Annotated in this window: 19 protein-coding genes; 16 read left to right on the plus strand and 3 right to left on the minus strand. The window is 60.8% G+C overall.

Features of this window, described 5'->3' with window-relative positions; all coding sequences use genetic code 11:
- Positions 1-239: 239 nt before the first annotated feature.
- Positions 240-1634 carry a PhoH family protein gene (locus J5M57_RS03805; RefSeq protein ID WP_064586072.1) on the minus strand — a complete coding sequence of 465 codons (1395 nt, stop codon included), beginning with the start codon at positions 1632-1634 and terminating at the stop codon, positions 240-242.
- Positions 1635-1648: 14 nt separating this feature from the next.
- On the opposite strand from J5M57_RS03805, the gene J5M57_RS03810 reads away from it, so the two are divergent.
- Positions 1649-1795, plus strand: coding sequence for a hypothetical protein (locus J5M57_RS03810; protein ID WP_169843162.1), 147 nt, complete (start codon positions 1649-1651; stop codon positions 1793-1795).
- A 176-nt stretch (positions 1796-1971) separates the two neighbouring features.
- Here the strand turns inward: J5M57_RS03810 and J5M57_RS03815 are convergent, their stop codons facing one another.
- Positions 1972-3048 (minus strand): polysaccharide deacetylase family protein, encoded by a 1077-nt coding sequence (locus J5M57_RS03815; protein WP_207847825.1) that lies wholly within the window; start codon positions 3046-3048, stop codon positions 1972-1974.
- 297 nt (positions 3049-3345) lie between these two features.
- Here J5M57_RS03815 and yaaA point away from each other — a divergent pair, with 297 nt between their 5' ends.
- The 15 genes from yaaA (at position 3346) to J5M57_RS03890 (ending at position 23226) form a co-directional block, all read left to right on the plus strand.
- Positions 3346-4125, plus strand: a complete 780-nt coding sequence (gene yaaA, locus J5M57_RS03820) for a peroxide stress protein YaaA (protein ID WP_064586070.1) — start codon at positions 3346-3348, stop codon at positions 4123-4125.
- A gap of 810 nt (positions 4126-4935) precedes the next feature.
- Positions 4936-6252, plus strand: a complete 1317-nt coding sequence (locus J5M57_RS03825) for a nucleotide sugar dehydrogenase (RefSeq protein ID WP_207847455.1) — start codon at positions 4936-4938, stop codon at positions 6250-6252.
- 175 nt (positions 6253-6427) lie between these two features.
- Positions 6428-7912 carry a mannuronan synthase gene (alg8, locus tag J5M57_RS03830; RefSeq protein ID WP_169843210.1) on the plus strand — a complete coding sequence of 495 codons (1485 nt, stop codon included), beginning with the start codon at positions 6428-6430 and terminating at the stop codon, positions 7910-7912.
- A gap of 35 nt (positions 7913-7947) precedes the next feature.
- The gene (locus tag J5M57_RS03835) at positions 7948-9117 is read left to right on the plus strand and encodes an alginate biosynthesis protein Alg44 (protein WP_064586067.1); all 1170 of its coding nucleotides are present in this window, start codon (positions 7948-7950) and stop codon (positions 9115-9117) included.
- 9 nt (positions 9118-9126) lie between these two features.
- Positions 9127-10632: an alginate biosynthesis TPR repeat lipoprotein AlgK gene (gene algK, locus J5M57_RS03840; RefSeq protein ID WP_207847466.1), complete on the plus strand. Its 1506-nt coding sequence runs from the start codon at positions 9127-9129 to the stop codon at positions 10630-10632.
- Complete coding sequence (locus tag J5M57_RS03845; RefSeq protein WP_169843159.1) at positions 10629-12116, plus strand: alginate export family protein; 1488 nt, start codon at positions 10629-10631, stop codon at positions 12114-12116. The genes algK and J5M57_RS03845 overlap by 4 nt, the downstream gene beginning before the upstream one ends.
- Positions 12117-12142: 26 nt before the next feature.
- On the plus strand, positions 12143-13729 hold the full coding sequence (algG, locus tag J5M57_RS03850; protein ID WP_064589955.1) for a mannuronan 5-epimerase AlgG: 1587 nt from the start codon (positions 12143-12145) through the stop codon (positions 13727-13729).
- 10 nt (positions 13730-13739) lie between these two features.
- Positions 13740-15200 carry an alginate O-acetyltransferase gene (locus tag J5M57_RS03855; protein ID WP_207847468.1) on the plus strand — a complete coding sequence of 487 codons (1461 nt, stop codon included), beginning with the start codon at positions 13740-13742 and terminating at the stop codon, positions 15198-15200.
- A gap of 8 nt (positions 15201-15208) precedes the next feature.
- Complete coding sequence (locus J5M57_RS03860) at positions 15209-16333, plus strand: mannuronate-specific alginate lyase (RefSeq protein ID WP_207847471.1); 1125 nt, start codon at positions 15209-15211, stop codon at positions 16331-16333.
- 247 nt (positions 16334-16580) lie between these two features.
- Positions 16581-18146, plus strand: a complete 1566-nt coding sequence (locus tag J5M57_RS03865; protein WP_207847473.1) for an MBOAT family protein — start codon at positions 16581-16583, stop codon at positions 18144-18146.
- A 10-nt stretch (positions 18147-18156) separates the two neighbouring features.
- The gene (locus J5M57_RS03870; RefSeq protein WP_207847475.1) at positions 18157-19332 is read left to right on the plus strand and encodes an alginate O-acetyltransferase; all 1176 of its coding nucleotides are present in this window, start codon (positions 18157-18159) and stop codon (positions 19330-19332) included.
- Positions 19333-19347: 15 nt separating this feature from the next.
- Positions 19348-20004 (plus strand): alginate O-acetyltransferase AlgF, encoded by a 657-nt coding sequence (locus J5M57_RS03875; RefSeq protein WP_038357614.1) that lies wholly within the window; start codon positions 19348-19350, stop codon positions 20002-20004.
- A 215-nt stretch (positions 20005-20219) separates the two neighbouring features.
- Entirely contained in the window at positions 20220-21671 is a 1452-nt protein-coding gene (locus J5M57_RS03880; protein ID WP_064586060.1) for a mannose-1-phosphate guanylyltransferase/mannose-6-phosphate isomerase, read from the plus strand.
- 234 nt (positions 21672-21905) lie between these two features.
- Positions 21906-22370 carry a hypothetical protein gene (locus J5M57_RS03885; RefSeq protein WP_064586059.1) on the plus strand — a complete coding sequence of 155 codons (465 nt, stop codon included), beginning with the start codon at positions 21906-21908 and terminating at the stop codon, positions 22368-22370.
- 31 nt (positions 22371-22401) lie between these two features.
- Positions 22402-23226, plus strand: a complete 825-nt coding sequence (locus J5M57_RS03890) for an SDR family oxidoreductase (RefSeq protein WP_207847477.1) — start codon at positions 22402-22404, stop codon at positions 23224-23226.
- Between the two features lie 111 nt (positions 23227-23337).
- Here the strand turns inward: J5M57_RS03890 and J5M57_RS03895 are convergent, their stop codons facing one another.
- The gene (locus J5M57_RS03895) at positions 23338-24219 is read right to left on the minus strand and encodes a LysR family transcriptional regulator (protein WP_083366957.1); all 882 of its coding nucleotides are present in this window, start codon (positions 24217-24219) and stop codon (positions 23338-23340) included.
- Between the last annotated feature and the right edge of the window lie 105 nt (positions 24220-24324).

Raw genomic sequence — 24324 nt, forward strand, 5'->3', positions numbered from 1 at the left:
GGGATTACTCCTGATCAGGAGCAGGGATTGTAAACCTGCGGGTCAAATATCTGCGAGTGAGATTACTGTTGCCCCGTAAATCCCCTGTAGGAGTGAGCCTGCTCGCGATAGCGGTGTATCAGTCGACACTCACGCTGAATGTCGCACCGCTATCGCGAGCAGGCTCACTCCTACAATGGCCTTGTGTTTATCCATAAAAAACCGGGCGGCTGTTCGGCCGCCCGGTTTTGTGTGAAGGGTTACAAATGCGATTCGGCGTATTCGGCCAGAATCGAGCGTGGCACGCCCTGCAGGGTGATGTGCACACCGTTCGGGAAGTCCTTGAAGCGTTCGGTCAGGTAGGTCAGCCCGGAGCTGGTCGCGGACAGGTAAGGGGTGTCGATCTGTGCCAGGTTGCCCAGGCACACCACTTTGGAACCGGCGCCGGCGCGGGTGATGATGGTTTTCATCTGGTGCGGCGTGAGGTTCTGACATTCGTCGATCAGGATCAGGCTCTGCTGGAAGCTGCGACCGCGAATGTAGTTGAGCGATTTGAACTGCAACGGCACTTTGCTGAGGATGTAGTCGACGCTGCCATGGGTGTTTTCGTCATCCATGTGCAAGGCTTCGAGGTTGTCGGTGATGGCGCCCAGCCAAGGCTCCATTTTTTCCGCTTCGGTGCCGGGCAGGAAGCCGATTTCCTGGTCCAGGCCCTGCACGCTGCGGGTGGCGATGATACGGCGATAACGCTTGCTGACCATGGTCTGCTCGATGGCAGCGGCCAGCGCCAGAATGGTTTTACCCGAACCGGCCGCACCCGACAGGTTGACCAGATGGATGTCCGGATCCAGCAGCGCATACAGCGCCAGACTCTGATAGATGTCCCGTGGCTTGAGGCCCCAGGCTTCCTGGTGCAGCAACGGTTCCTGATGCAGATCGAGGATCAGCAGCTTGTCTTCCTGGATTTCCTTGATCCAGCCGACGAAGCCTTGTTCGTCAATGATGAACTCGTTGATGTGCACCGCCGGCAGGTTGTCGATCAGTTGCACCTGGTGCCAGGTGCGGCCGTGATCCTGGCGGGTTTCGACCTTGCTCACGCGGTCCCAGAAGGAACCGGTCATGTTGTGGTAACCGTTGGGCAGCAGGGACACGTCGTCGACCAACTGGTCGGTGCTGTAGTCCTCGGCCGCGATCCCGCAGGCGCGCGCCTTGAGGCGCATGTTGATGTCTTTGGTGACCAGCACGACCGCCTTCTGCGGATCACGGGTGTGCAGGTCGATCAGTTGGTTGATGATTTTGTTGTCGTTCAGGTGCTCGGGCAGAATCAGGTTCGACTCGGCCTGCTTGCTCATCAGAATTGACAGCAAGCCCTTCGGCCCGCCCTTGCCGCGCTGGATCGGCACACCCAGCTCGACGTCCTCGGGGGAGGCATCGCCCAGGGTCTTGTCGATCAGCCGGATCGCCTGGCGGCATTCGGCAGCAACGCTGTGATGCCCGCTCTTGAGCTTGTCCAGCTCTTCGAGCACGGTCATCGGGATCGCGACGTGGTGTTCTTCGAAATTCAGCAGGGCATTTGGATCGTGAATCAATACGTTGGTATCGAGTACATAAAGGATTGGCTGGTTGGAAGAAGGGCTACGTCCGTGATCATCCATACTCGGTCACCTTTGTGGGAGCCATTCGACGCAATACCTGGGCGGTGCTGCGCCTCGAAGTGACTGCCGAATTCATCCGCGAGGGCCCGGATGAACTGCACACAAAGTGGGTCTTGGAAGACGCCACCTGTGTTGCAGGTTTCGGCGGTCTGTCTTCGTAATACTCCAAAACCCATGACATAAAAAAGCACTTTGACGGTTTTTTTAAGTTTATTTTGCAGAGTGACGAAAAGCCCTTGGCGGACCGTTCAGACCCCGCTAAAGTCGGAAGTCCGCCTGCATCGAATTCTCAAACAAAATCGCCCCAAACCCAATGTTTCCGGGCTTTTTCCGTTTATCAGCGAAACGCGTCCTGACAATCCTCCCAACCGATTCCGCTTTGCGCGGTTTGCGTGATCAGCCACGGCAACGCGGTCTTCACCGCATCCTGTTTCATGTTGAAATTGATCACCCCGTGACGCCACAACAGCATCAGGGTCAGCACCCGCTGCGCGCTCGGTGCGCCCTTGAGCTTGCCCGCGCCGTCCTGGGCATCGATGTCCCACAGCGCCACTTGCAGGCCCTGATTGCGCAAGAAACTGCCGGCATCACTGCGCCGTTGCCCGTCCGGCGGCCGGAACAGCGGCACGTAGTTTTCCGGCAGCTTGTTCTTCACCAGATCGCTGCTGCGGCGCACCGAGTCCTGCCAGTCCTGCCAATGGCTGTGAGAGCGGAATTCCCAGCCCTGGACACCGACGCACTGTTTGGAGAACGCCGACTGCAGGTTGTTCACCGAGCGATCCGCCAGCCGCGTCTGCACATCCTTGCCCAACAGGAAGAAGGTGCCGCTGAGGTTGGATTTGCGCAGGTACTCGGCGATCCAGTCGGTGTTGTCCGGCTGCAGATTGGCGGCACTGTCGAAACTCAGCAAAAACAGCCGATCGTGCATCTCGTCGCCGTTGCGCTCGTAGTCACCAAAACGATCGATTTCACTGCTGGTCTGCGGCGACAGCGCCGCCTTGCGCATCAACTCGTCCAGGTATTGCAAATGAAACAGCCGGCTCGGCTCGGCCCACTTGGTGTAATAGCTGTCGTCGCTGACCGCGAACTTGGCGGCCTGCTCACGCAGGGTCGGCAAGTCTTCGACGAGGAAGCAGAACGAAGCATCCTGGTCGCAGCTTTGCTGGGCGAAGTTGTAGTTGGCCAACAGACGTTCCCACAACCGCTGACGCAGGCTGTTGATCGCGTCGACATTGACCGTGCGCAGCCCCAGACGCTGAGCCAGCGCGGCCTCGTCCAGCGCCTCGGTGCCGAGCAGGCCACGGGCGAACATGAGGATTTCCGCGCGGGACGCGACGTCGAACAGCGTCGGGCTGCCGAGCTGCTCCGGCCAGGTACTGCGATCCAGCGTCGCCGCGTCACCCGGTGCCGCCATGGCACCGCAGCTCAACAGCCACGCGGTGAAAAAAAGAACAATGCGCAAAGGGGTGTCTCCATAACCAAACCCGCGCGGCACTATAGCTGATAAGCCACAACGCCGACCCCTGTAGGAGTGAGCCTGCTCGCGATAGCGGTCTGACATTCAACATTGTGGTGACTGATCTATCGCTATCGCGAGCAGGCTCACTCCTACAGGGATCGCGGCAGGCCGTCGATCACCTATCACGCTCATAGCTGGAGTCAACCCGGCCAACCCCCTAGAATCGCCTCCACGATTAAAGGAGACGACTTCATGCTGATGGTGATTTCCCCCGCCAAGACCCTCGATTACGAAACACCGCCGGCGACCCAGCGCTTCACCCAGCCGCAATACCTGGACCATTCCCAGGAGCTGATCCAGCAACTGCGCGAACTGAGCCCGGCGCAAATCAGCGAACTGATGCACGTGTCCGACAAGATCGGCGGCCTCAACGCCGCTCGTTTCGGCAGCTGGACGCCCGCCTTCACTCCGGAAAACGCCAAGCAGGCCCTGCTCGCGTTCAAAGGTGACGTGTACACCGGTCTCGACGCGCAATCGTTCAGCGAGGCCCAGTTCGACTACGCGCAACAGCACCTGCGCATGCTCTCCGGCCTCTATGGCCTGCTGCGTCCACTGGACTTGATGCAACCCTATCGCCTGGAAATGGGCACCAAACTGGCCAACGCCCGTGGCAAGGACCTGTACGCCTTCTGGGGCACGCGCATCAGCGAATGGCTCAACGAAGCGCTCGCCGAGCAAGGCGATGACGTGCTGCTGAACCTGGCCTCCAACGAGTACTTTTCGGCGGTCAAGCGCAACGCACTGAACGCGCGGATCATCAACACCGAGTTCAAGGACCTGAAGAACGGCCAGTACAAGATCATCAGCTTCTACGCGAAGAAGGCCCGAGGCCTGATGAGCCGTTTCGTGATTCAGGAGCAGATCAACGATCCGGCTGCCCTCAAACAGTTCGATGTGCAGGGTTATCGCTACAGCGCCGAACAGTCCAAACCGGACAATCTGGTGTTTCTGCGCGACCACGCCCCTGAATAAAGCATGCCCATTGCACGACTCTTTCTATAAAGAGTCGTGCAGCTCGCACGACGTCAAAAATCCCCCGCTACATTTCGCCGATTTATTGGCGCCATAAAACCGACCTCCCCAATTCTAATTTTAGTTTCACTCGACAGCCGCACTTTTTTTCAGTAGTGGCACGTAAAATTTTTTACGGTAGTGGCACAAAACTATCTAGCTCGATTACGCACCGATTAATAAAGGCCCAAATCGAAAGTGCTATCAAATTGAGACCAGTGCCATCTTTGGCAATATTTCAAAAAATTTCAGATTTCGCGATGAGTGGGTAGGAACTATGTCCAAATGCATAGCTCATACCACCGGTAACGATTCTCACCGAGTTTGTACGAGATAACTTACGCAGAGCGGAGAACCATGTAACCAAGTTGTCACAGCAACTTGCCTAGATGGTTCACTCATCTGATGAACTAGCGATGGATAGGTGATACGCACCAGAAACATCCTCTACAAGGCCGAGGCTGCGCCCCTGTAAACGTGCTCGCCTGAGCACCCAACCGCTTGATCTACGGGCTTTTCGCCCGACATCAGGTGGACTGAACACATGCACAAGAGTCTTTCTACAAGATGATCGGCTGCATAACAGGGCAAGCAATAACAATCAGGCCTAGTTGCGCACATCTTGAGTGCACTTATTTAGACACTCGGAACTTAGTATGCCTGCACACGGCATTGTGGCGCCTGTTTGCCGCACTTTCGAGTGCACTATGACCGCTGAACACCATTAACTCCGGCCATCTAATGGCCTGATAAAACACAGAGGTAATTGCGATGCGCATCAGCATATTTGGTTTGGGTTACGTTGGCGCAGTGTGTGCCGGTTGCCTGTCTGCACGGGGCCATGACGTGATTGGCGTCGATGTTGCCAAAGACAAGATCGACATGATCAACGCCGGCAAGTCGCCGATTGTTGAACCAGGTCTGGGCGAACTTCTGGCCCAGGGTATCGAGACCGGTCGTCTGCGCGGTACCACCAACTTCGCCGAGGCGATTCGTGACACCGACCTGTCGATGATCTGCGTCGGTACACCGAGCAAGAAGAACGGCGACCTGGAACTGAACTACATCGAGGCCGTGTGCCGCGAGATCGGTTTCGTGCTGCGTGAAAAAACCACCCGCCACACCATCGTGGTCCGCAGCACCGTGCTGCCGGGCACCGTCGCCAACGTGGTGATCCCAATCCTCGAAGACTGCTCGGGCAAGAAGGCCGGCGTCGACTTCGGCGTCGCGGTCAACCCGGAATTCCTGCGCGAGTCCACCGCGATCAAGGACTACGACCTGCCACCGATGACCGTCATCGGCGAGTTCGACAAGGCTTCGGGCGACGTTCTGCAATCGCTGTACGAAGAGCTCGACGCACCGATCATCCGCAAGGACATCGCCGTCGCCGAGATGATCAAGTACACCTGCAACGTCTGGCACGCGACCAAAGTGACCTTCGCCAACGAGATCGGCAACATCGCCAAAGCGGTCGGCGTCGATGGCCGTGAAGTGATGGACGTGGTCTGCCAGGACAAGACCCTCAACCTGTCCCAGTACTACATGCGCCCGGGCTTCGCCTTCGGCGGTTCGTGCCTGCCCAAAGACGTGCGCGCCCTGACCTACCGTGCCGGTTCGCTGGACGTCGAAGCACCGCTGCTCAACTCGCTGATGCGCAGTAACGAATCGCAAGTGCAGAACGCCTTCGACATCGTTGAAAGCCACGACAAACGCAAAGTCGCCCTGCTCGGTCTGAGCTTCAAGGCCGGTACCGATGACCTGCGCGAAAGCCCGCTGGTGGAACTGGCCGAAATGCTGATCGGCAAGGGCTACGACCTGAGCATCTACGACAGCAACGTCGAGTACGCCCGTGTCCACGGCGCGAACAAGGACTACATCGAGTCAAAGATTCCGCACGTGTCGTCCCTGCTCAACTCGGACTTCGATTCGGTGATCAATAACTCCGACGTGATCATCCTCGGCAACCGCGACGAGAAATTCCGCTCGCTGGCCCAGGAAGCACCGCAAGGCAAACAGGTCATCGACCTGGTCGGCTTCATGGCCAAAGCCACCAACGCCGGTACGCGCACCGAAGGCATTTGCTGGTAAAGCAGCCCTGTAGGAGCTGTCGAGTGAAACGAGGCTGCGATCTTTTCGGGAACACCAAAATCCCAAGCGAAAGATCAAAAGATCGCAGCCTTCGGCAGCTCCTACATGTCCTTGCAAGTTTTTGTAAGCCTGCCTTAACCCCATCGGGCCCGGCCCGAGATCGAGACGGATGCAGATTATGCACAGGCTAAAGCACGGCCTACTTCAGGCCGCCGGTTGGCTGTTTTACCTCAGTTTGTTGATGGGCCTGGCCTTGATGCTGCCCACGTCCACATTCGACTCCGAGTCGAAGGACTTCATTTTCCTGATTGGCGCCGTGGGTATCTGGCGCTATTCGATGGGTGCTACGCACTTTGTGCGCGGCATGATTTTTCTCTACATCGTCTACCCGCATCTGCGCCGCAAAGTGCGCAAGCTGGGTAAAGCGGCGGACCCGTCGCATGTGTTTCTGATGGTCACCAGTTTCCGTATCGACGCGCTGACTACGGCGCAGGTCTACAGCTCGGTGATCCGCGAAGCCATCGACTGCGAACTGCCGACCACCGTGGTCTGCTCGATCGTCGAAATGTCCGATGAGCTGCTGGTCAAGGCGCTGTGGGCGCGGATGAATCCGCCAGACCGGGTCAAGCTCGACTTCGTGCGCATTCCCGGCACCGGCAAGCGCGATGGCCTGGCTTATGGTTTCCGGGCGATCTCCCGTCACCTGCCGGACGACCGCGCGGTGGTCGCCGTGATCGACGGCGACACCGTGCTCGGCGAAGGCACCGTGCGCAAGACCGTGCCGTGGTTCCAGCTGTTCGGCAACGTCGGCGGCCTGACCACCAACGAGTTCTGCGAAGTGCGCGGCGGCTACATCATGAGCGAATGGCACAAGCTGCGTTTCGCCCAGCGCCACATCAACATGTGCTCGATGGCCCTGTCCAAGCGCGTACTGACCATGACCGGTCGTATGTCGGTGTTCCGTGCCACCGTGGTGACAGACCCGGAATTCATCGCCGACGTCGAAAGCGACTCGCTGCAACACTGGCGCCTGGGCCGTTTCAAGTTCCTCACCGGCGACGACAAGTCGAGCTGGTTCAGCCTGATGCGCCTGGGTTACGACACCTTTTACGTGCCGGACGCGGCGATCAACACCGTTGAACACCCGCCGGAAAAGAGCTTCATCAAGGCCAGCCGCAAACTGATGTTCCGCTGGTACGGCAACAACCTGCGCCAGAACTCGCGAGCGCTGGGCCTGGGTGTGAAACGCCTCGGCGCCTTCACCTCGGTGGTGCTGTTCGACCAGCGCGTATCGATGTGGACGTCCTTGCTGGGCCTGACCGTGGCCATCATCGCCAGCTTCAAGTACGGCGGCGCGTTCATCCTCGCCTACCTGCTGTGGATCGGCATCACCCGGCTGATTCTGACCCTGCTGCTGTCGTGCTCCGGTCACCGGATCGGCCCGGCTTACCCGGTGATCCTCTATTACAACCAGATCGTCGGTGCGCTGGTGAAGATCTACGTGTTCTTCCGCCTCGACCAACAATCCTGGACTCGCCAACCCACTTCCCTGACCCGTGATCTCGCCAGCTTTCAACGTTGGTTCAACACCTGGTCGTCTCGGACCATGACCTTCTCCGCCGGCAGCATTTTCGTCGCCGTGCTGCTGATGATGGTCTGACCCGCCCCTATTGAATTAACAAGGAAATCGCCCCTATGAATACCGCCGTCAACGCCAACGTAGTGCATGAATCCGAAGCCCAGCGCCAACACGCCCGCGTGAAAATCCCGGCCAAACTGCGCTTCTTCGGCCCTGACCGGACGCCAGTCGAAGCCCGGGTCCTGGACCTGTCCGCCGGCGGCCTGGCGTTCAACGCCGGGCAGATGCCGCTGACCCTCGGCGAGGTGTACAAGGCACGCCTGCAGTTCGTGATCGACAACCTCGGCCTGGCCATGGACGTCGAGCTGCAAGTGCGCTCCTACGACCGCCAGACCGGCCGCGCCGGTTGCCAGTTCCAGAACCTGGAGCCACAGGACATCTCGACCCTGCGTCACCTGATCACCTCGCACCTGGCCGGCGACATCGTCAGCATGGGTGAAGTGCTGGCGACCCTGCAGCGCGACAACTTCACCAAGGCGCGCAAGGTCAAGGACGGCGGCAGCGGCATGACCCCGTTCGGGCGTCTGAAAGCGGTGACCTTCAGTGCCGGGATTTTCGCCGTCGGCTTGCTGGCCTTCGGGTTTGTCGCCAAATCGGTATACGGCATGTACTTCGTCAGCCACGCGCAGGCCGGTCTGGTCAGCGTACCGGGGATGAACATCACCATGCCGCGCGACGGCACCGTGCAGAGCCTGGTCAAGTCCGACGGCGTGGCGGCCAAAGGCGCCCCGCTGGCGACCTTCAGCACCAGCATGCTCGATGTGCTCAAGGGTCATCTGGACGAAGATCAACTGTCGCCGGCCAAGGTTGAAGAACTGTTCGGCAAACAGATGACCGGCACCCTGACCTCCCCTTGCGATTGCACCGTGGCCCAGCAACTGGTGGCGGACGGGCAGTACGCGAGCAAGGGCGACGTGATCTTCACCCTGGTACCGCGCAACACCCAGGCCACCGTCGATGCACGCTTCTCCTATCGCCAGTTCGGCGACGTGCGTCCAGGCACACCCGTCAGCTTCCAGATCGCCGGCGAAGACCAGACCCGCACCGGCAAGGTCGTCAGCAGCACCAGCCTGAAAAGCGCCGACCTGTCCTCCGACATCCGCGTACAGATCCAGCCGGACGAGCCGCTGGACAGCCGCTTCGCCGGCCGCCCGGTGGAAGTGAACAGCGACCGTGGCCCGAACCTGAACTGGCTGATCGACAAAGCCACGGCTGCCGGTCTTTAAGTCGAGGACATGCCTGTGACTACTCATATCTTCAACACACCGCCGACCCTGTGGGAGCGAGCCTGCTCGCGATGGGAGCGCCGCGGTTTGTCTGATGTACCGAGTTGCCTGAATCGCGAGCAGGCTCACTCCTACATGGGAACAGTGTGTGCCTTGGCATTGGCAGTTAGTCTGGCCGGTTGCGCCGGCCTGCCCGACCAGCGTCTGGCCAACGAAGCGCTCAAGCGTGGCGACACCGCCACCGCCGCGCAGAACTACCGGGCGCTGGCGGACCTGGGTTACAGCGAAGCGCAAGTCGGCCTCGCCGATATCCAGGTCGACAGCCGCGACCCCGAGCAGATCAAGCAGGCCGAGGCGACCTACCGCGCTGCCGCCGATGTTTCGCCACGGGCCCAGGCCCGTCTCGGGCGCCTGCTGGTGGCCAAGCCGGGTTCCACCGAGGCTGAGCATCACGAAGCCGAAAGCCTGCTGAAAAAGGCCGCCGCCCATGGCGAAGGCAATACGTTGATCCCGCTGGCGATGCTGTACCTGCAATACCCGCACAGCTTCCCCAACATCAACGCCCAGCAGCAGATCGATCAGTGGCGCAAATCCGGTTACCCGGAAGCGGGTCTGGCGCAGGTGCTGCTGTATCGCACCCAGGGCACTTACGACCAGCATCTGGATGACGTGGAAAAGATCTGCAAAGCCGCGCTCAACAGCACCGACATCTGCTACGTCGAACTGGCCACGGTCTATCAGAAACGTGCCCAGCCGGAGCAACAGGCCGAGCTGATCAAGCAGATGCAGGCCGGTTACAGCCGTGGCACGGTCAGCGCGCAGCGCGTCGATTCGGTGGCCCGCGTGCTGGCCGATGCGACCCTGGGCAAGACCGACGAGAAGACCGCGCAAGCGCTGCTTGAACCGATCGCCCCGGGCTACCCGGCGTCGTGGGTGACCCTCGCGCAACTGCTCTACGACTTCCCGGAACTGGGTGACGTCGATCAGATGATGCAGTACCTGGACAATGGCCGCGCCGCCGATCAGCCGCGCGCCGAACTGTTGCTGGGCAAGCTCTACTACGAAGGCAAACTGGTCCCGGCCGACGCGAAAGTCGCCGAAGAACACTTCCAGAAAGCCGTTGGCCGCGAAGTCGCCGCCGACTACTACCTCGGCCAGATCTACCGCCGTGGTTACCTGGGCAAGGTCTATCCGCAGAAAGCGCTCGACCATCTGCTGACCGCCGCGCGCAACGGCCAGAACAGCGCCGATTTCGCCATTGCCCAACTGTTTTCCCAAGGCAAGGGCACCCAGCCCGACCCGCTCAACGCCTACGTGTTCAGCCAGTTGGCCAAGGCGCAGAACACCCCGCAAGCCGATGAACTGGCGACCACCCTCGCAGCGCAATTGCCGCCCGAGCGTCTGGCCGAAGCCCAGCGCCTGCTGCAACAGGAACAGGCCAGCCGTGGCGCCCTGAACCAGAACACGCTGCAACTGCACGCCCTGCAAGAAGAAGACGGCGAGGAATCCCTATGAAGTTGAATCCCTTTGTGAAGGCCGGCATTGGCCTCACCTTCGCGCTGATCTGGTCTTGCCCGACACTGGCCGCGATGACTGAAAGCAAAAACTTCGGCCTGGAAGTGAAAATCACCGGCCAGTCCGAAGACGACCGCGACCTCGGCACCGCCCCCGGTGGCGACGTCAACGGTGTGGGCCTGGACCTGCGTCCGTGGGTCTACGGCGAAAGCGGCGCGTGGAGCGCCTACGCCATGGGCCAGGCCGTGACCTCGACCGACATCATCGAGACCGACACCCTGCAGCAGTCCGACACCGACGGCACCCAGACCACCGACAACGGTGATCGCAAGACCAAGAAAAACTACCTGGCGATGCGCGAGTTCTGGGTCGGCTACAGCGGCCTCACGCCTTACCCGGGCGAGATGCTCAAGTTCGGTCGCCAGCGTCTGCGCAACGACGACGGCCAGTGGCGCGACACCAACATCGAAGCGCTGAACTGGACCTTCGACACCACCCTGTTGCGCGCCAACGTCGGTGTGGCCGAACGCTTCAGCGAATACCGCACCGACCTCAAAGAGCTGGCGCCGAAAGACAAGGATCGCCTGCACGCCTACGCCGACGCCGCTTACCAATGGACGCCGGGGCAATGGGTCGGCATTCGCGGCCACCACACCCACGATGACGGCAAACTCGATTACGCCGAACCGGGTGTGCCCCGCGACTCGCTCGACAAGACCCAGAACGGTGACATCAGCTGGCTCGGCCTGACCGCCGACAGCGACGCCTACAACTGGCGCAACACCAACACCGTCAACTACTGGGGCAGCATCACCGGCATGAGCGGCGACCGCGACTCGGTCAACCCGCTGAACTCAGACGGCAGCGCCCCGGCACAAGCCAAGCGCAGCGACGACATCAACGGCTGGGCCACCGACCTCGGCGTGCGCCTGCGCCTCGATCCGCAGTGGCAGGTCGGTGCGGCGTATGCCCGCGCCAGCGCCGATTACCAACAGAACGGTCTGGAGAGCAACCGCTCCAACTACACCGGTACGCGCTCGCGAGTGCACCGTTTTGGCGAAGCGTTCCGTGGCGAGATGAGCAACATGCAGACCGCCACCCTGTTCGGTTCGTGGATGCTCAACGACCAGTACGACGCCAGCCTGATCTACCACAAGTTCTGGCGCGTGGACGGCAACAAGCCGGTGGGCAGCAACGGCATCAACGCCGTGGAAAACAACACCGACGACGTTACTGGCGCGATCCTCTCCAGCACCTCGCTGCCGCTGCAGGATGGCAACAAGGACCTGGGGCAGGAGATGGACCTGGTGGTCACCAAATACTTCAAGCAAGGCCTGTTGCCGGCGGCGTTGAGCCAGTCGATCGACGAGCCTTCGGCGCTGGTGCGCTTCCGTGGCGGCGTGTTCAAGCCGGGTGATGCCTATGGCAGCCAGGTTGATTCGTACATGCACCGCGCGTTCATCGACGTGATCTGGCGCTTCTGATGCAAACCGCCAAGGGAGTGCCCGACATGCACCATGCAAGGAAAGGCTCGCTCAGCCTGTTGGCCGGCGCCATGCTGCTGGCCTCCGCTGGCGCCTTCGCCACGGTGGAGCCGGCTGTGCCTCAACAGGGCAAACCGGTGACCACCGCCAAAGAGCTGCAACAAGCCAAGACCTACACCGTCAGCAGCGCGCCGACCGAGGCGCTGGAACTGGCCAAGCCGAAACTGCCTGACCTGTCCGGCTTCACCGCCGAGGCCGCCGCCGCGAAGATCAACCGCAGTAAAGCGGGCAAGATCAGCGTGCGCCGGATGATGCAGGAAGACGCCCTGAAGGACTTCATCGGCGGCGATAACAAGATGGCCGAATGGGTGGTGCGTCAGCACGGCATCCCGCAGGCGATCTTCGTTGACGACGGCTATATGAACCTCAAGGATCTGGCGCAGAAACTGCCCAAGCAGTACTTCAGCGAAACCTCGCCGGGCGTGTACCTGGCGAAGCTGCCGATCGTGGTCGGCCGCAAAGGCATCCTCGAAATCGACGGCCAGACCCAGGAGTTGCGTCTGTCGCAAGAGGCCGGTTCGTTCCTGGTCAACGACGGACAGTTGTTCGTGCGTGACACCAAGGTCACCGGCTGGCGCGAGAAGGACAATGGCCCGGCAACCTTCCGTTCGCCGAAGGAATTCCGGCCGTTCCTGCTGGCCTGGGGGGGCACCGAGACCTACATCGTCAACAGCAAGATGGCCAGCTTCGGCTACGCCAACAGTAAGTCGTACGGGGTGAGTATTTCCCAGTACACGCCAAACATGGCCAAGGTCCTCAAGCGTCCCGAGCCGACCGGCTGGATCGTCGGCTCCGAGTTCTCCGACATGTGGTACGGCTTCTATTGCTACGAGACCCGCGACTTCGTGGTCAAGGGCAACACCTACAAGGACAACATCGTCTACGGCATCGACCCGCATGACCGTTCCCACGGTCTGATCATTGCCGAGAACACCGTCCACGGTACGAAGAAGAAGCACGGGATCATTATTTCCCGTGAGGTCAACGACAGCTTCATCTTCAACAACAAGAGCTTCGACAACCACCTCTCGGGCCTGGTGATCGACCGTAACAGCGTCAACAACATCATTGCCTACAACGAGATCTACAAGAACCACACCGACGGCATCACCCTCTACGAGTCTGCCGACAACCTGCTGTGGGGCAACAAGGTCATCAGCAACAAGCGCCACGGCATCCGCATTCGTAACAGCGTGAACATCCGCCTCTACGAAAACGTCGCCATGGCCAACGGTTTGACCGGCGTCTACGGCCACATCAAAGACCTGACCGACACCGACCGTGACATCAAGCTTGACCCGTTCGACGCCCAGGTCTCGTTGATCGTCGTCGGCGGTGAACTGGCGGCCAACGGCAGCGGCCCGCTGTCGATCGATTCGCCCTTGAGTGTCGAGTTGTATCGCGTGTCGATGCTGGCGCCGACCAAATCCAGCGGCATCAGCTTCAACGGCATCCTCGGCGAGCGCCAGGATGAAATTCTCGACCTGCTGGTGCGCCAGCAGAAAGCCGTGCTGATCGACCCTGTCGAACGCCAGACCGAACTGCAGGACTGAGGATAATTTTATGCACCCACACTTGATCAGATTACTCAGCCTGTCGGCCCTGACCGTGGGCATTCTCGCGGCCAGCAACGGCGCCCGCGCCGATGAAGGCGCCGCCGCCACCCCGCCGAAGTTCAGCGCCGAACCGTGCTGCAACCTGTGCCCGGCCGCGCATGACGCGAAGAACTACACCACGCGCTATCAGCAGAACTTCACCACCCTGGTGCAGGCGCAGGGCGACTGGCTGTTCCGCACCCAGGAAGATTTGCGCACCGAGTTCAACACCACGCCGGCCGGCTACAAACGCCTGCAACAGCTGCACGATGCGTTCAAGGCCAAAGGCGTCGAGCTGGTGATCGTTTATCAGCCGACCCGTGGCCTGGTGAACCGCAACAAGCTCAACCCGGCCGAAAAAGCCGCGTTCGATTACGAGAAAGCGCTGGGCAACTACAAGACCATGCTCGGCCGTTTCGCCAAGATGGGTTACGTGGTGCCGGACCTGTCGCCGCTGACCAACGAATCGCTGCCGGACACCCTGCCCGCGCACGATTTCTACTTCCGCGGCGACCAGCACTGGACCCCGTACGGCGCCCAGCGCACGGCGAAAATCGTCGCCGAGAAGGTCAAGCAGATCCCGGCCTTCGCCGACATTCCCAAGCGTGAATTCGAAACCAAGCGCACCGGACGCATGGGCAAGACCGGCACCCTGCACAACATGGCCGGACAACTGTGCGGCACCAGTTACGCAATCCAGTACATGGACCAGTTCACCACCGAGCCGAAAGGCGAAGCCGGTGACGGCGACCTGTTCGGCGATTCCGGCAACCCGCAAATTACCCTCGTCGGGACCTCGCACAGCGGCAAGAACTACAACTTCGCCGGCTTCCTCGAAGAAGCCATTGGCGCCGACATTCTCAATGTCGCGTTCCCCGGCGGTGGTCTGGAAGGTTCGATGCTGCAGTACCTGGGCAGCGACGAATTCCAGAAAACGCCACCGAAGATTCTCATCTGGGAATTCTCGCCGCTGTACCGCCTCGACCAGGAGACCATCTACCGCCAGATGATGTCGCTGCTCGATAACGGCTGCGAAGGCAAAGACACGCAAATGTCCGCCAGCACCACGCTCAAGCCTGGCGGCAAACAGGAACTGCTGGTCAACAGCAAAAACCTGAACCTGCAGAACAGCAGCCATCAGGTCGACATCCGCTTCGCCGACCCTTCGGTGAAAACCCTGCAAGCCACCCTCTGGTACATGAACGGTCGCCACGAGGACATCAAGATCGAGAAACCGGAAACCTCCGACACCGACGGTCGTTTCGCCTTTGAGTTGCGCACGGACGAAGACTGGGCCTCGCAAAACCTGCTGGCAGTCGAAGTCCAGGGCCCGGAAGCGGGCACCGCGCCACAAAAAGTCGAAGCGAAAATCTGCAAACGCAACGTATTCCCGGGCGCTGGGCCACAAACCGCTCAGGTCGGGCAATGAGGTCTGCTATGCGAAATCCGAAATTGAAATCTTTATTGGCGCCCACCCTGTTGAGCCTGGCGATGTTCGCCGGCGCCACGCAGGCCGCCGCGCCACTGCGTCCACCACAGGGCTACTTCGCCCCGGTGGATAAATTCAAGACCGGCGACAAGAGCGAAGGCTGCGACGCGATGCCGGCGCCGTACACCGGGCCGCTGCAGTTTCGCAGCAAATACGAAGGTTCGGACAAGGCCCGCGCGACGCTGAACGTGCAGTCGGAAAAAGCCTTCCGCGACACCACCAAAGACATCACCACCCTGGAACGCGGCACCGCTAAACGGGTGATGCAGTTCATGCGCGACGGTCGCCCGGAGCAGCTCGACTGCACGCTCAACTGGTTGACCGCGTGGGCCAAGGCCGACGCGCTGATGTCGAAAGACTTCAACCACACCGGCAAGTCGATGCGCAAATGGGCGCTGGGCAGCATGGCCTCGTCCTACATTCGCCTGAAATTCTCCGACTCGCATCCGCTGGCGGCGCATCAGCAAGAGGCGCAGCAGATCGAGGCGTGGTTCAGCAAGATGGCCGATCAGGTGGTCAGCGACTGGGACAACCTACCGCTGGAAAAAACCAACAACCACTCCTACTGGGCTGCCTGGTCGGTGATGGCAACGTCGGTCGCGACCAACCGTCGCGACCTGTTCGACTGGGCCGTGAAGGAATACAAGGTCGGGGTCAATCAAGTCGACGCCGACGGTTTCCTGCCCAACGAGCTCAAGCGTCAGCAACGCGCCCTCGCCTACCACAACTACGCCCTGCCGCCGCTGGCGATGATCGCCAGCTTCGCCCAGGTCAACGGTGTCGATCTGCGTCAGGAAAACAACAGCGCGCTGAAGCGCCTGGGTGATCGGGTTCTGGCCGGGGTGAAAGACCCGGATGCATTCGAGAAGAAGAACGGCAAAGAACAGGACATGACCGACCTCAAAGAGGACATGAAATTCTCCTGGCTCGAACCGTTCTGCACGCTCTACACCTGCCCGCCGGATGTCATCGAGAAGAAGCGCGGCATGCAGCCGTTCAAGACCTTCCGCCTCGGTGGCGACCTGACCAAGGTCTATGACCCGGCGCATGAGAAGGGCAATAAAGGTTCGTAAGGCTGACGATATTCCCCTGTGGCGAGGGAGCTTGCTCCCGCTCGGCTGCGAAGCAGTCGTAACCCCGTGAACACGGATTGACTGACCCACCGTGTGATCAGGTTTTCAGGGGCGCTTCGCACCCCAGCGGGAGCAAGCTCCCTCGCCACAGGCAAGTGCGCAGCATGCAATACAACCACCCGTTTTTCGTGGGGGGTTTGGGGGGGCTTTGGCCCTTGACTGTTGGTTCAAACATGGAGAGATCGGGATGGTATTTTCATCCAACGTGTTCCTGTTTCTGTTCTTGCCGATCTTTCTCGGCTTGTACTACTTGAGCGGGCAACGCTATCGCAACCTGCTGCTGCTGATCGCCAGCTACGTGTTCTACGCCTGGTGGCGGGTGGACTTCCTGGCGCTGTTCGCCGGTGTCACCCTGTGGAACTACTGGATCGGCCTGAAAGTCGGTGCCGCCGGCGTGCGCACCAAACCGGCCCAGCGCTGGCTGCTGCTCGGTGTGGCGGTCGACCTGTGCATCCTCGGCTACTTCAAGTACGCCAACTTCGGTGTGGACAGCATCAACGCGATCATGACCTCGTTCGGTCTGGAGCCGTTCATCCTGACGCACGTGCTGTTGCCGATCGGCATCTCGTTCTACATTTTCGAGTCGATCAGCTACATCATCGACGTCTATCGCGGCGACACCCCGGCCACCCGTAACCTGATCGACTTCGCGGCGTTCGTGGCGATCTTCCCGCACCTGATTGCCGGCCCGGTTCTGCGTTTCCGCGACCTCGCCGACCAGTTCAACAACCGCACCCACACCCTCGACAAGTTCTCCGAAGGTTGCACGCGGTTCATGCAGGGTTTCATCAAGAAGGTCTTCATCGCCGACACCCTCGCGGTGGTCGCCGATCACTGCTTCGCCCTGCAAAACCCGACCACGGGTGATGCCTGGCTCGGTGCACTGGCCTACACCGCGCAGCTGTATTTCGACTTCTCCGGTTACAGCGACATGGCCATCGGTCTGGGCTTGATGATGGGTTTCCGCTTCATGGAAAACTTCAAGCAGCCGTACATCAGCCAGTCGATCACCGAGTTCTGGCGCCGCTGGCACATCAGCCTGTCGACCTGGCTGCGTGACTACCTGTACATCACCCTCGGCGGTAACCGCAAAGGCACGCTGATGACCTATCGCAACCTGTTCCTGACCATGCTCCTCGGCGGTCTGTGGCACGGTGCGAACATCACTTACATCGTCTGGGGCGCCTGGCACGGCATGTGGCTGGCGATCGAAAAAATGCTCGGCATCAACACCTCGCCGCGCAGCCTCAACCCGATCCGCTGGGCGCTGACCTTCCTGCTGGTGGTCATGGGCTGGGTAATTTTCCGTGCCGAAAACCTGCACGTCGCCGGTCGCATGTACGGCGCAATGTTCAGCTTCAGCGACTGGTCGCTGTCGGAACTCAACCGCGCCAGCCTCACCGGTCTGCAAGTGGCAACCCTGGTGGTGGCGTATGCAACGTTGGCGTTCTTCGGCCTGCGTGATCTGTACACCAACCAGCCGCCGGCCAAAAGCAAACCCGAAGTCAACGTCGAGGCCAACGGCCCTGCCACTGCGACCCCGGGAATGATCAAAGCCGCGCCTGGCGAAAACCCGGCGAGCATCCACGAGCCTGGCTACACCGTCGGCCTCGAAGCCCAGGTGCAACCGGCCTACTGGACCGCGGACTGGTCGCGTTACGTGATGCGCGGCCTGATCCTGCTGCTGTTCATCGCCTCGATTCTCAAACTCTCGGCGCAAAGCTTCTCGCCGTTCCTTTACTTCCAGTTCTGAGGGATCTGACATGACCCGCTCATTACGCATCTTCTACATCGCGCTGTTTCTGGTGACCCTGCTGGTGCTCGGTCTGTGGTCGGTGCGCAGCTTCTTCGGCTTCAGCACCAATGCCGACGCGACGGTTCTCAACGGCCGCTGGAGCAAAGCCGTGGAAACCCATTACGACGATCAATTCCCGATCAAGCGTCTGGGCACCAACCTCTGGGCCGCGCTGGATTTCAAACTGTTCAACGAAGGTCGTCCGGGCGTGGTGCTCGGTCGCGATCAGTGGCTGTACAGCGACGAGGAATTCAACCCGATCGTCAACGAAGAGCTGAACCTGCAAGGCAACTACGCGCTGGTCGAAGGCGTGCGCCAGACCCTCAAGGCCAAAGGCGTGAAACTGGTGATGGCGATCGTTCCGGCCAAGGTGCGCCTGTACCCGGAACACCTGGGTGAAGTGAAACCGGCGAGCATCCACGCCAACCTCTATCAGGACTTCCACGCCCGTGTTGCGGCGGACAAGATCCTCGCCCCGGACCTGCTCGGCCCGCTGCAACAGGCCAAGCACAACGGTCAGCAAGTGTTCCTGCGCACCGACACGCACTGGACGCCTGAAGGCGCCGAGATCGCGGCCAACACCCTGGCGAAAACCATCGCCGACAAGTTCCCGCTCAGCGGCGAGCCGCAGCGCTTTGTCACCACGCCGGCGGAGAAGGTCACGCACAAGGGCGACCTGCGCCTGTTCCTGCCGCTGGACCCGCTGTTCGAAAACCTGATGCCGGCGCAAGAGCCGCTGCAAAAGCGCAACACCGTCGCGGCCGGCGAGCAGCCTGCCGGTGACGACGCGCTGTTCGCCAGCCATGAAGTGCCGGTGGCACTGGTCGGCACCAGCTACAGCGCCAACCCCAACTGGAACTTCGTCGGCGCGCTGAAACAAGCGCTGCACAGCGACGTGGTCAATTACGCCGAAGACGGCCATGGCCCGATCCTGCCGATGCTCAGCTACCTGAAAAGCGATGACTTCAAGAACAGCCCGCCGCAGGTGCTGATCTGGGAGTTTCCTGAACGATATCTGCCTGTGAACAACGAAATCGGTGACGCCGACCCGCAGTGGGTCGCAGAGCTCAAACAAGCCGGCGCGCGCCAACAAAACGTAGCTGTAAACACCAAATCCGAGACGCCCGATCGGGCGCAAAACTGAAAGAGAGGTAACACCATGACTTTCACTACTACTCCTCGTCGTCTCGCTAAAAGCTTCGCTCTGGTCGCTGGCCTCAGCGTGCTCTCGGTGCCTGCATTTGCCGGTGGCGACGCCGCGCTGTACGGCCCGACCGCCCCGAAAGGCTCGACCTTCGTGCGGATCTACAACGCCAGCAACGCCGAAGTCAGCGCCACCGTCGGCAGCACCAACCTGAGCGACGTTGCACCACTGGCCAGCAGCGACTTCAGCTTCATGCCGGGCGGCGACTACAGCGCCAAGGTCGGCAGCCAGACCCTGCCGGTGAAATTGGCCGGTGACCACTACTACACCCTGGTCAACAACGCTTCCGGCGCGCCGCAACTGATCGAAGAGCCGCCGTTCAAGAACAAGCAGAAATCCCTGGTGCGCGTGCAGAACCTCAGCGACAAGCCGCTGACCCTGAAGACCGCCGACGGCAAGACCGACGTGGTGCCGAACGTGGCCGCCAAGGGCCGTGGCGAACGTGAAATCAACCCGGTGAAAGTCAGCCTGGCGCTGTACGAAGGCGACAAGAAAGTCGGCGACGTGAAACCGGTCGCGCTGGAGCGCGGTGAAGCCGCGGTGCTGTATGTCACCGGCAGCGGCAGCAGCCTGTCGCCAGTCTGGGTAAAACGCCCGGTGTCGACCCGCTAACAAAATTTCCTGAACTTACCCGGCTCCCTTTGTAGGAGTGAGCCTGCTCGCGATATCGGTTTCACATTCACCGAATGTGTTGATTGACCCACCGCAATCGCGAGCAGGCTCACTCCTACAGGGGGTCGCAGTGAGAGTTCGGATACGAAACAACAACAAGAGTGAAACGACACAACGTTCGTGCCTCTAACCAATCGATTTTATGGAGTAACAATATGATTCCGGTGATCTTGTCAGGTGGTAGCGGTTCACGTCTTTGGCCGCTTTCGCGCAAGCAATTCCCTAAACAATTCCTGGCCCTGACCGGTGAACACACGCTGTTCCAGCAAACCCTGGAGCGCCTGGTGTTCGAAGGCATGGACACGCCGATCGTGGTCTGCAACAAGGATCACCGCTTTATCGTCAACGAGCAGTTGGCCAACCGTAACCTCGAATGCCAGCGCATCCTGATGGAACCGTTCGGCCGCAACACCGCGCCAGCCGTGGCGCTGACCGCGATGATGCTGGTCAACGAAGGTCGTGACGAACTGATGCTGGTACTGCCGGCCGACCACGTGCTGGAAGACCAGAAAGCCCTGCAACGCGCCCTCGCATTGGCCACCGTCGCCGCCGAAAATGGCGAGATGGTGCTGTTCGGTGTGCCGGCGACCAAACCGGAAACCGGTTACGGCTACATCAAGTCCACCGCTGATTCGCTGCTGCCCGAAGGCGTCAGTCGCGTCTCGCACTTCGTCGAAAAACCCGACGTCAAACGCGCCACCGAATACGTCGAGTCCGGCGGCTACTACTGGAACAGCGGCATGTTCCTGTTCCGCGCCAGCCGCTTCCTCGAAGAGCTGAAAAAACACGATCCGGACATCTACGACACCTGCCTGCTGACCCTCGAGCGCAGCCAGCAGGACGCCGACACCGTCACGCTGGACGAAGCCACTTTCGCCTGCTGCCCGGACAACTCCATCGACTATTCCGTCATGGAAAAAACCCAGCGCGCCTGCGTGGTGCCGCTGACCGCCGGCTGGAGCGATGTCGGTTGCTGGTCGTCGCTGTGGGAAGTCAACGAGAAAGACGCCAACGGCAACGTCAGCAAGGGCGACGTGGTGATCCAGGACAGCAAGAACTGCATGATCCACGGCAACGGCAAACTGGTGTCGGTGATCGGTCTGGAGAACATCGTCGTGGTCGAAACCAAGGACGCGATGATGATCGCCCACAAGGACAAGGTGCAGGGCGTCAAGCAGATGGTCGCCACCCTCAACGAGCAGGGTCGCAGCGAAACCCAGAACCACTGCGAGGTCTACCGTCCGTGGGGCTCGTATGACTCGGTGGACATGGGCGGCCGTTTCCAGGTCAAGCACATCTCGGTCAAACCGGGCGCGTGCCTGTCGCTGCAGATGCACCACCACCGCGCCGAACACTGGATCGTGGTCAGCGGCACCGCCGAAGTGACCTGCGATGACAACGTGTTCCTGCTCTGCGAGAACCAGTCGACCTACATCCCGATCGCCTCGGTGCACCGTCTGCGCAACCCGGGCAAGATCCCGCTGGAAATCATCGAAGTGCAATCGGGCAGCTACCTGGGCGAAGATGACATCGAGCGTTTCGAAGACATCTACGGTCGCTCGACCCCGATCGAACGCGGCGTGTCGGTGAAAACCATCGCGCAGTGATCACCGCGTAACAAGAAGCCCCCGTCCAGCCCGCTGCGTCCCCTATCCGCAGTGGGTTGGGCGGGGGCTTTTTTTAAAAGCAAAAGATCGCAGCCTGCGGCAGCTCCTACAGGGAAAACGCGTTCCAACTGTAGGAGTTGCCGCAGGCTGCGATCTTTTGACTTTGCCCTGCCCATCGCCAACCTCACCTACGCTTAGGTAGGATGCCCCTCTACCCCTGCGAGGTTGTGCGACATGTTCATCGGCATTTTGCTGGTCATCACCTGGCTGATCCTGTTGCTGCGCTATCCGGCCAAGGCGTTGCCGGTGTCGGTGGCGGCCGCTGTTGGCCTGGGCCTGGTGGCGGTCTGGGTGGTGTGGCTGGACAACCGCGAGCTCAAGCAACTGGCGCGTCTGGAAATGCGCATTGCCTACGCCCCAGAGCAATGCCCGGCGGACCGCCCGTTGCAACTGAAAATGAAAAACGGCAACGACGTCCCGCTGACCGAACTGCGCTGGCGCATCGCCGCCTACGCGCCGGGCGACACGGTCAATCTGGCCGACAACCAATACACCGCGCCGCGCTATCGTGGCCCCGGCGAATTGCAGGCCGGCGGCGAATGGGAAGACTGTCTGCCGATGCCACCGCTGCGTGCCGGTTACCGTCCGCAAACCCTGGAGTTCCGCGCCGAGCGTTTGCAAGGCAGCTTCTCCGACTGATCCTCCCCCCTTTTTGCACAAGGAATGCGCCATGCCCGTTGCGTTGATTACCGGTTGCTCCAGCGGCATTGGCCGCGCCCTCGCTGACGCCTTCAAAGCCGCCGGTTACCAGGTCTGGGCCAGTGCGCGCAAGGCCGAGGACGTCTCGGCCCTCGCCGCTGCCGGGTTCACCGCGATCCAGTTGGACGTCAACGACAGCGCCGCGCTGGAACAGCTCGGCGTACGGATCAACCAGCAACACGGCGGCCTCGACGTGCTGATCAACAACGCCGGTTATGGCGCGATGGGGCCGCTGCTCGATGGCGGCGTGCCGGCCATGCAGCGCCAGTTCGAGACCAACGTGTTCTCGATTGTCGGCGTGACTCGCGCACTGTTCCCGGTGCTGCGCCGGGCCAAGGGCCTGGTGGTGAACATCGGCAGTGTCTCAGGGGTTTTGGTCACGCCCTTCGCCGGCGCCTACTGCGCCTCGAAAGCCGCAGTGCATGCCTTGAGCGATGCCTTGCGCATGGAACTGGCACCGTTCGGCATCCGCGTGATGGAAGTGCAGCCGGGGGCGATCCAGTCGAGCTTCGCCAAGAACGCCGGGCATGAAGCCGAGCAGTTGATCAACGAGCAATCGCCGTGGTTTGCGCTGCGTGAGGGGATTCGCGCGCGGGCCAAGGCGTCGCAGGACAAGCCGACCCCGGCCACTGAATTTGCCGCTGAATTGCTCAAGGCTGTGCAGCAGGACAAGCCGCCACGGTTAGTTCGCATTGGCAATGGCAGCCGGGCGTTGCCGTTGCTGGCTAATTTGTTGCCCAAGGGGTTGCTGGAGTCGACGTTGATGAAGCGGTTCGGGTTGCGCGCAAAGCTCTGACCTGGAGTCGACACCTTCGCGAGCAGGCTCGCTCCCACATTGGATCTCTGTCATGCCGAAGGTCCCCTGTGGGAGCGAGCCTGCTCGCGAAGAGGCCGGGTCAGCCAACAGTCATCCCCACGCTTTCATGAAATCAATAAACGCCCGCACCTTCAGCGGCAGATGCCGGGTGTCCGGATACAGCGCATACACACCCTGCTGGGCAAAGCGGTAATCCGCCAGCAACCGCACCAATCGCCCGGCCTCCAGATCATCCTGAATCAGCCATTGCGGCAAAATCGCCACGCCTTGCCCGGTCAATGCAAAGGCCCTGAGCGTTGCCGAGTTGTCGGCGACGATGGCAGTGGTCCCCGGTTTGGGCTGGTAGACATGCTCGCTGCCGGCCGGGTCGGTCACGGTCATTTCCGGCACTCGTCCGTGTCCCAGCGTCGGCATCGACTCCAGCGTCGCCAGCGTGGCCACCGGTGCAAAGCGTTCGACCAGTTGCGGCGCGGCCACTGCAAACACTTCGAACGTCGACAGCCGCACCGCGCGCAGATTGGAGTCGTGCATGCGCCCCAGACGAATCGCCAGGTCAAAGCGCTCAGAGATCAGATCAGCATGGGTCGAGGACGTCGACAGGTGAATGTTCAATTGCGGCTGTTGCTGACGAAACACTTCCAGCGCCGGCACCACCTGGGCCAGGGCGAATTCCACGGTGGTGGTGATGCGCAGCGTGCCCTTGAGTTGCGAATGCTCGGAGCGCGCTTCCTCGATCGCCAGGCGCGCCTCGTCGAGGGTGCGCAGGCAGCGGCGATAAAAACGCTCGCCGGCATCGGTCAGGGCCAGTTGGCGGGTGTTGCGCGTAAGCAGCGTCACGCCCAATTCCTCTTCCAGGCGCTTGAGGTTGAAGCTCACCACGGCGCGGGTCTGGCCCAGGGTATCGGCGGCGGCCGTCAGTGACCCGGCCTCCACCACGGCTTTAAACGTGTCGAAACGGTCCAGGCTGACCATCGTCACGGCCCTCGCTGTCAAAATGATTTTGACAAACTAGCAGGCAAACCAGCGTTTTCCTATCGCCACAAGCGCCCTACCCTGCACGTCTCATCACAGGGAAGC

The organism is Pseudomonas sp. 86_A (assembly GCF_017491705.1).
GTDB classification, from domain to species: domain Bacteria; phylum Pseudomonadota; class Gammaproteobacteria; order Pseudomonadales; family Pseudomonadaceae; genus Aquipseudomonas; species Aquipseudomonas koreensis.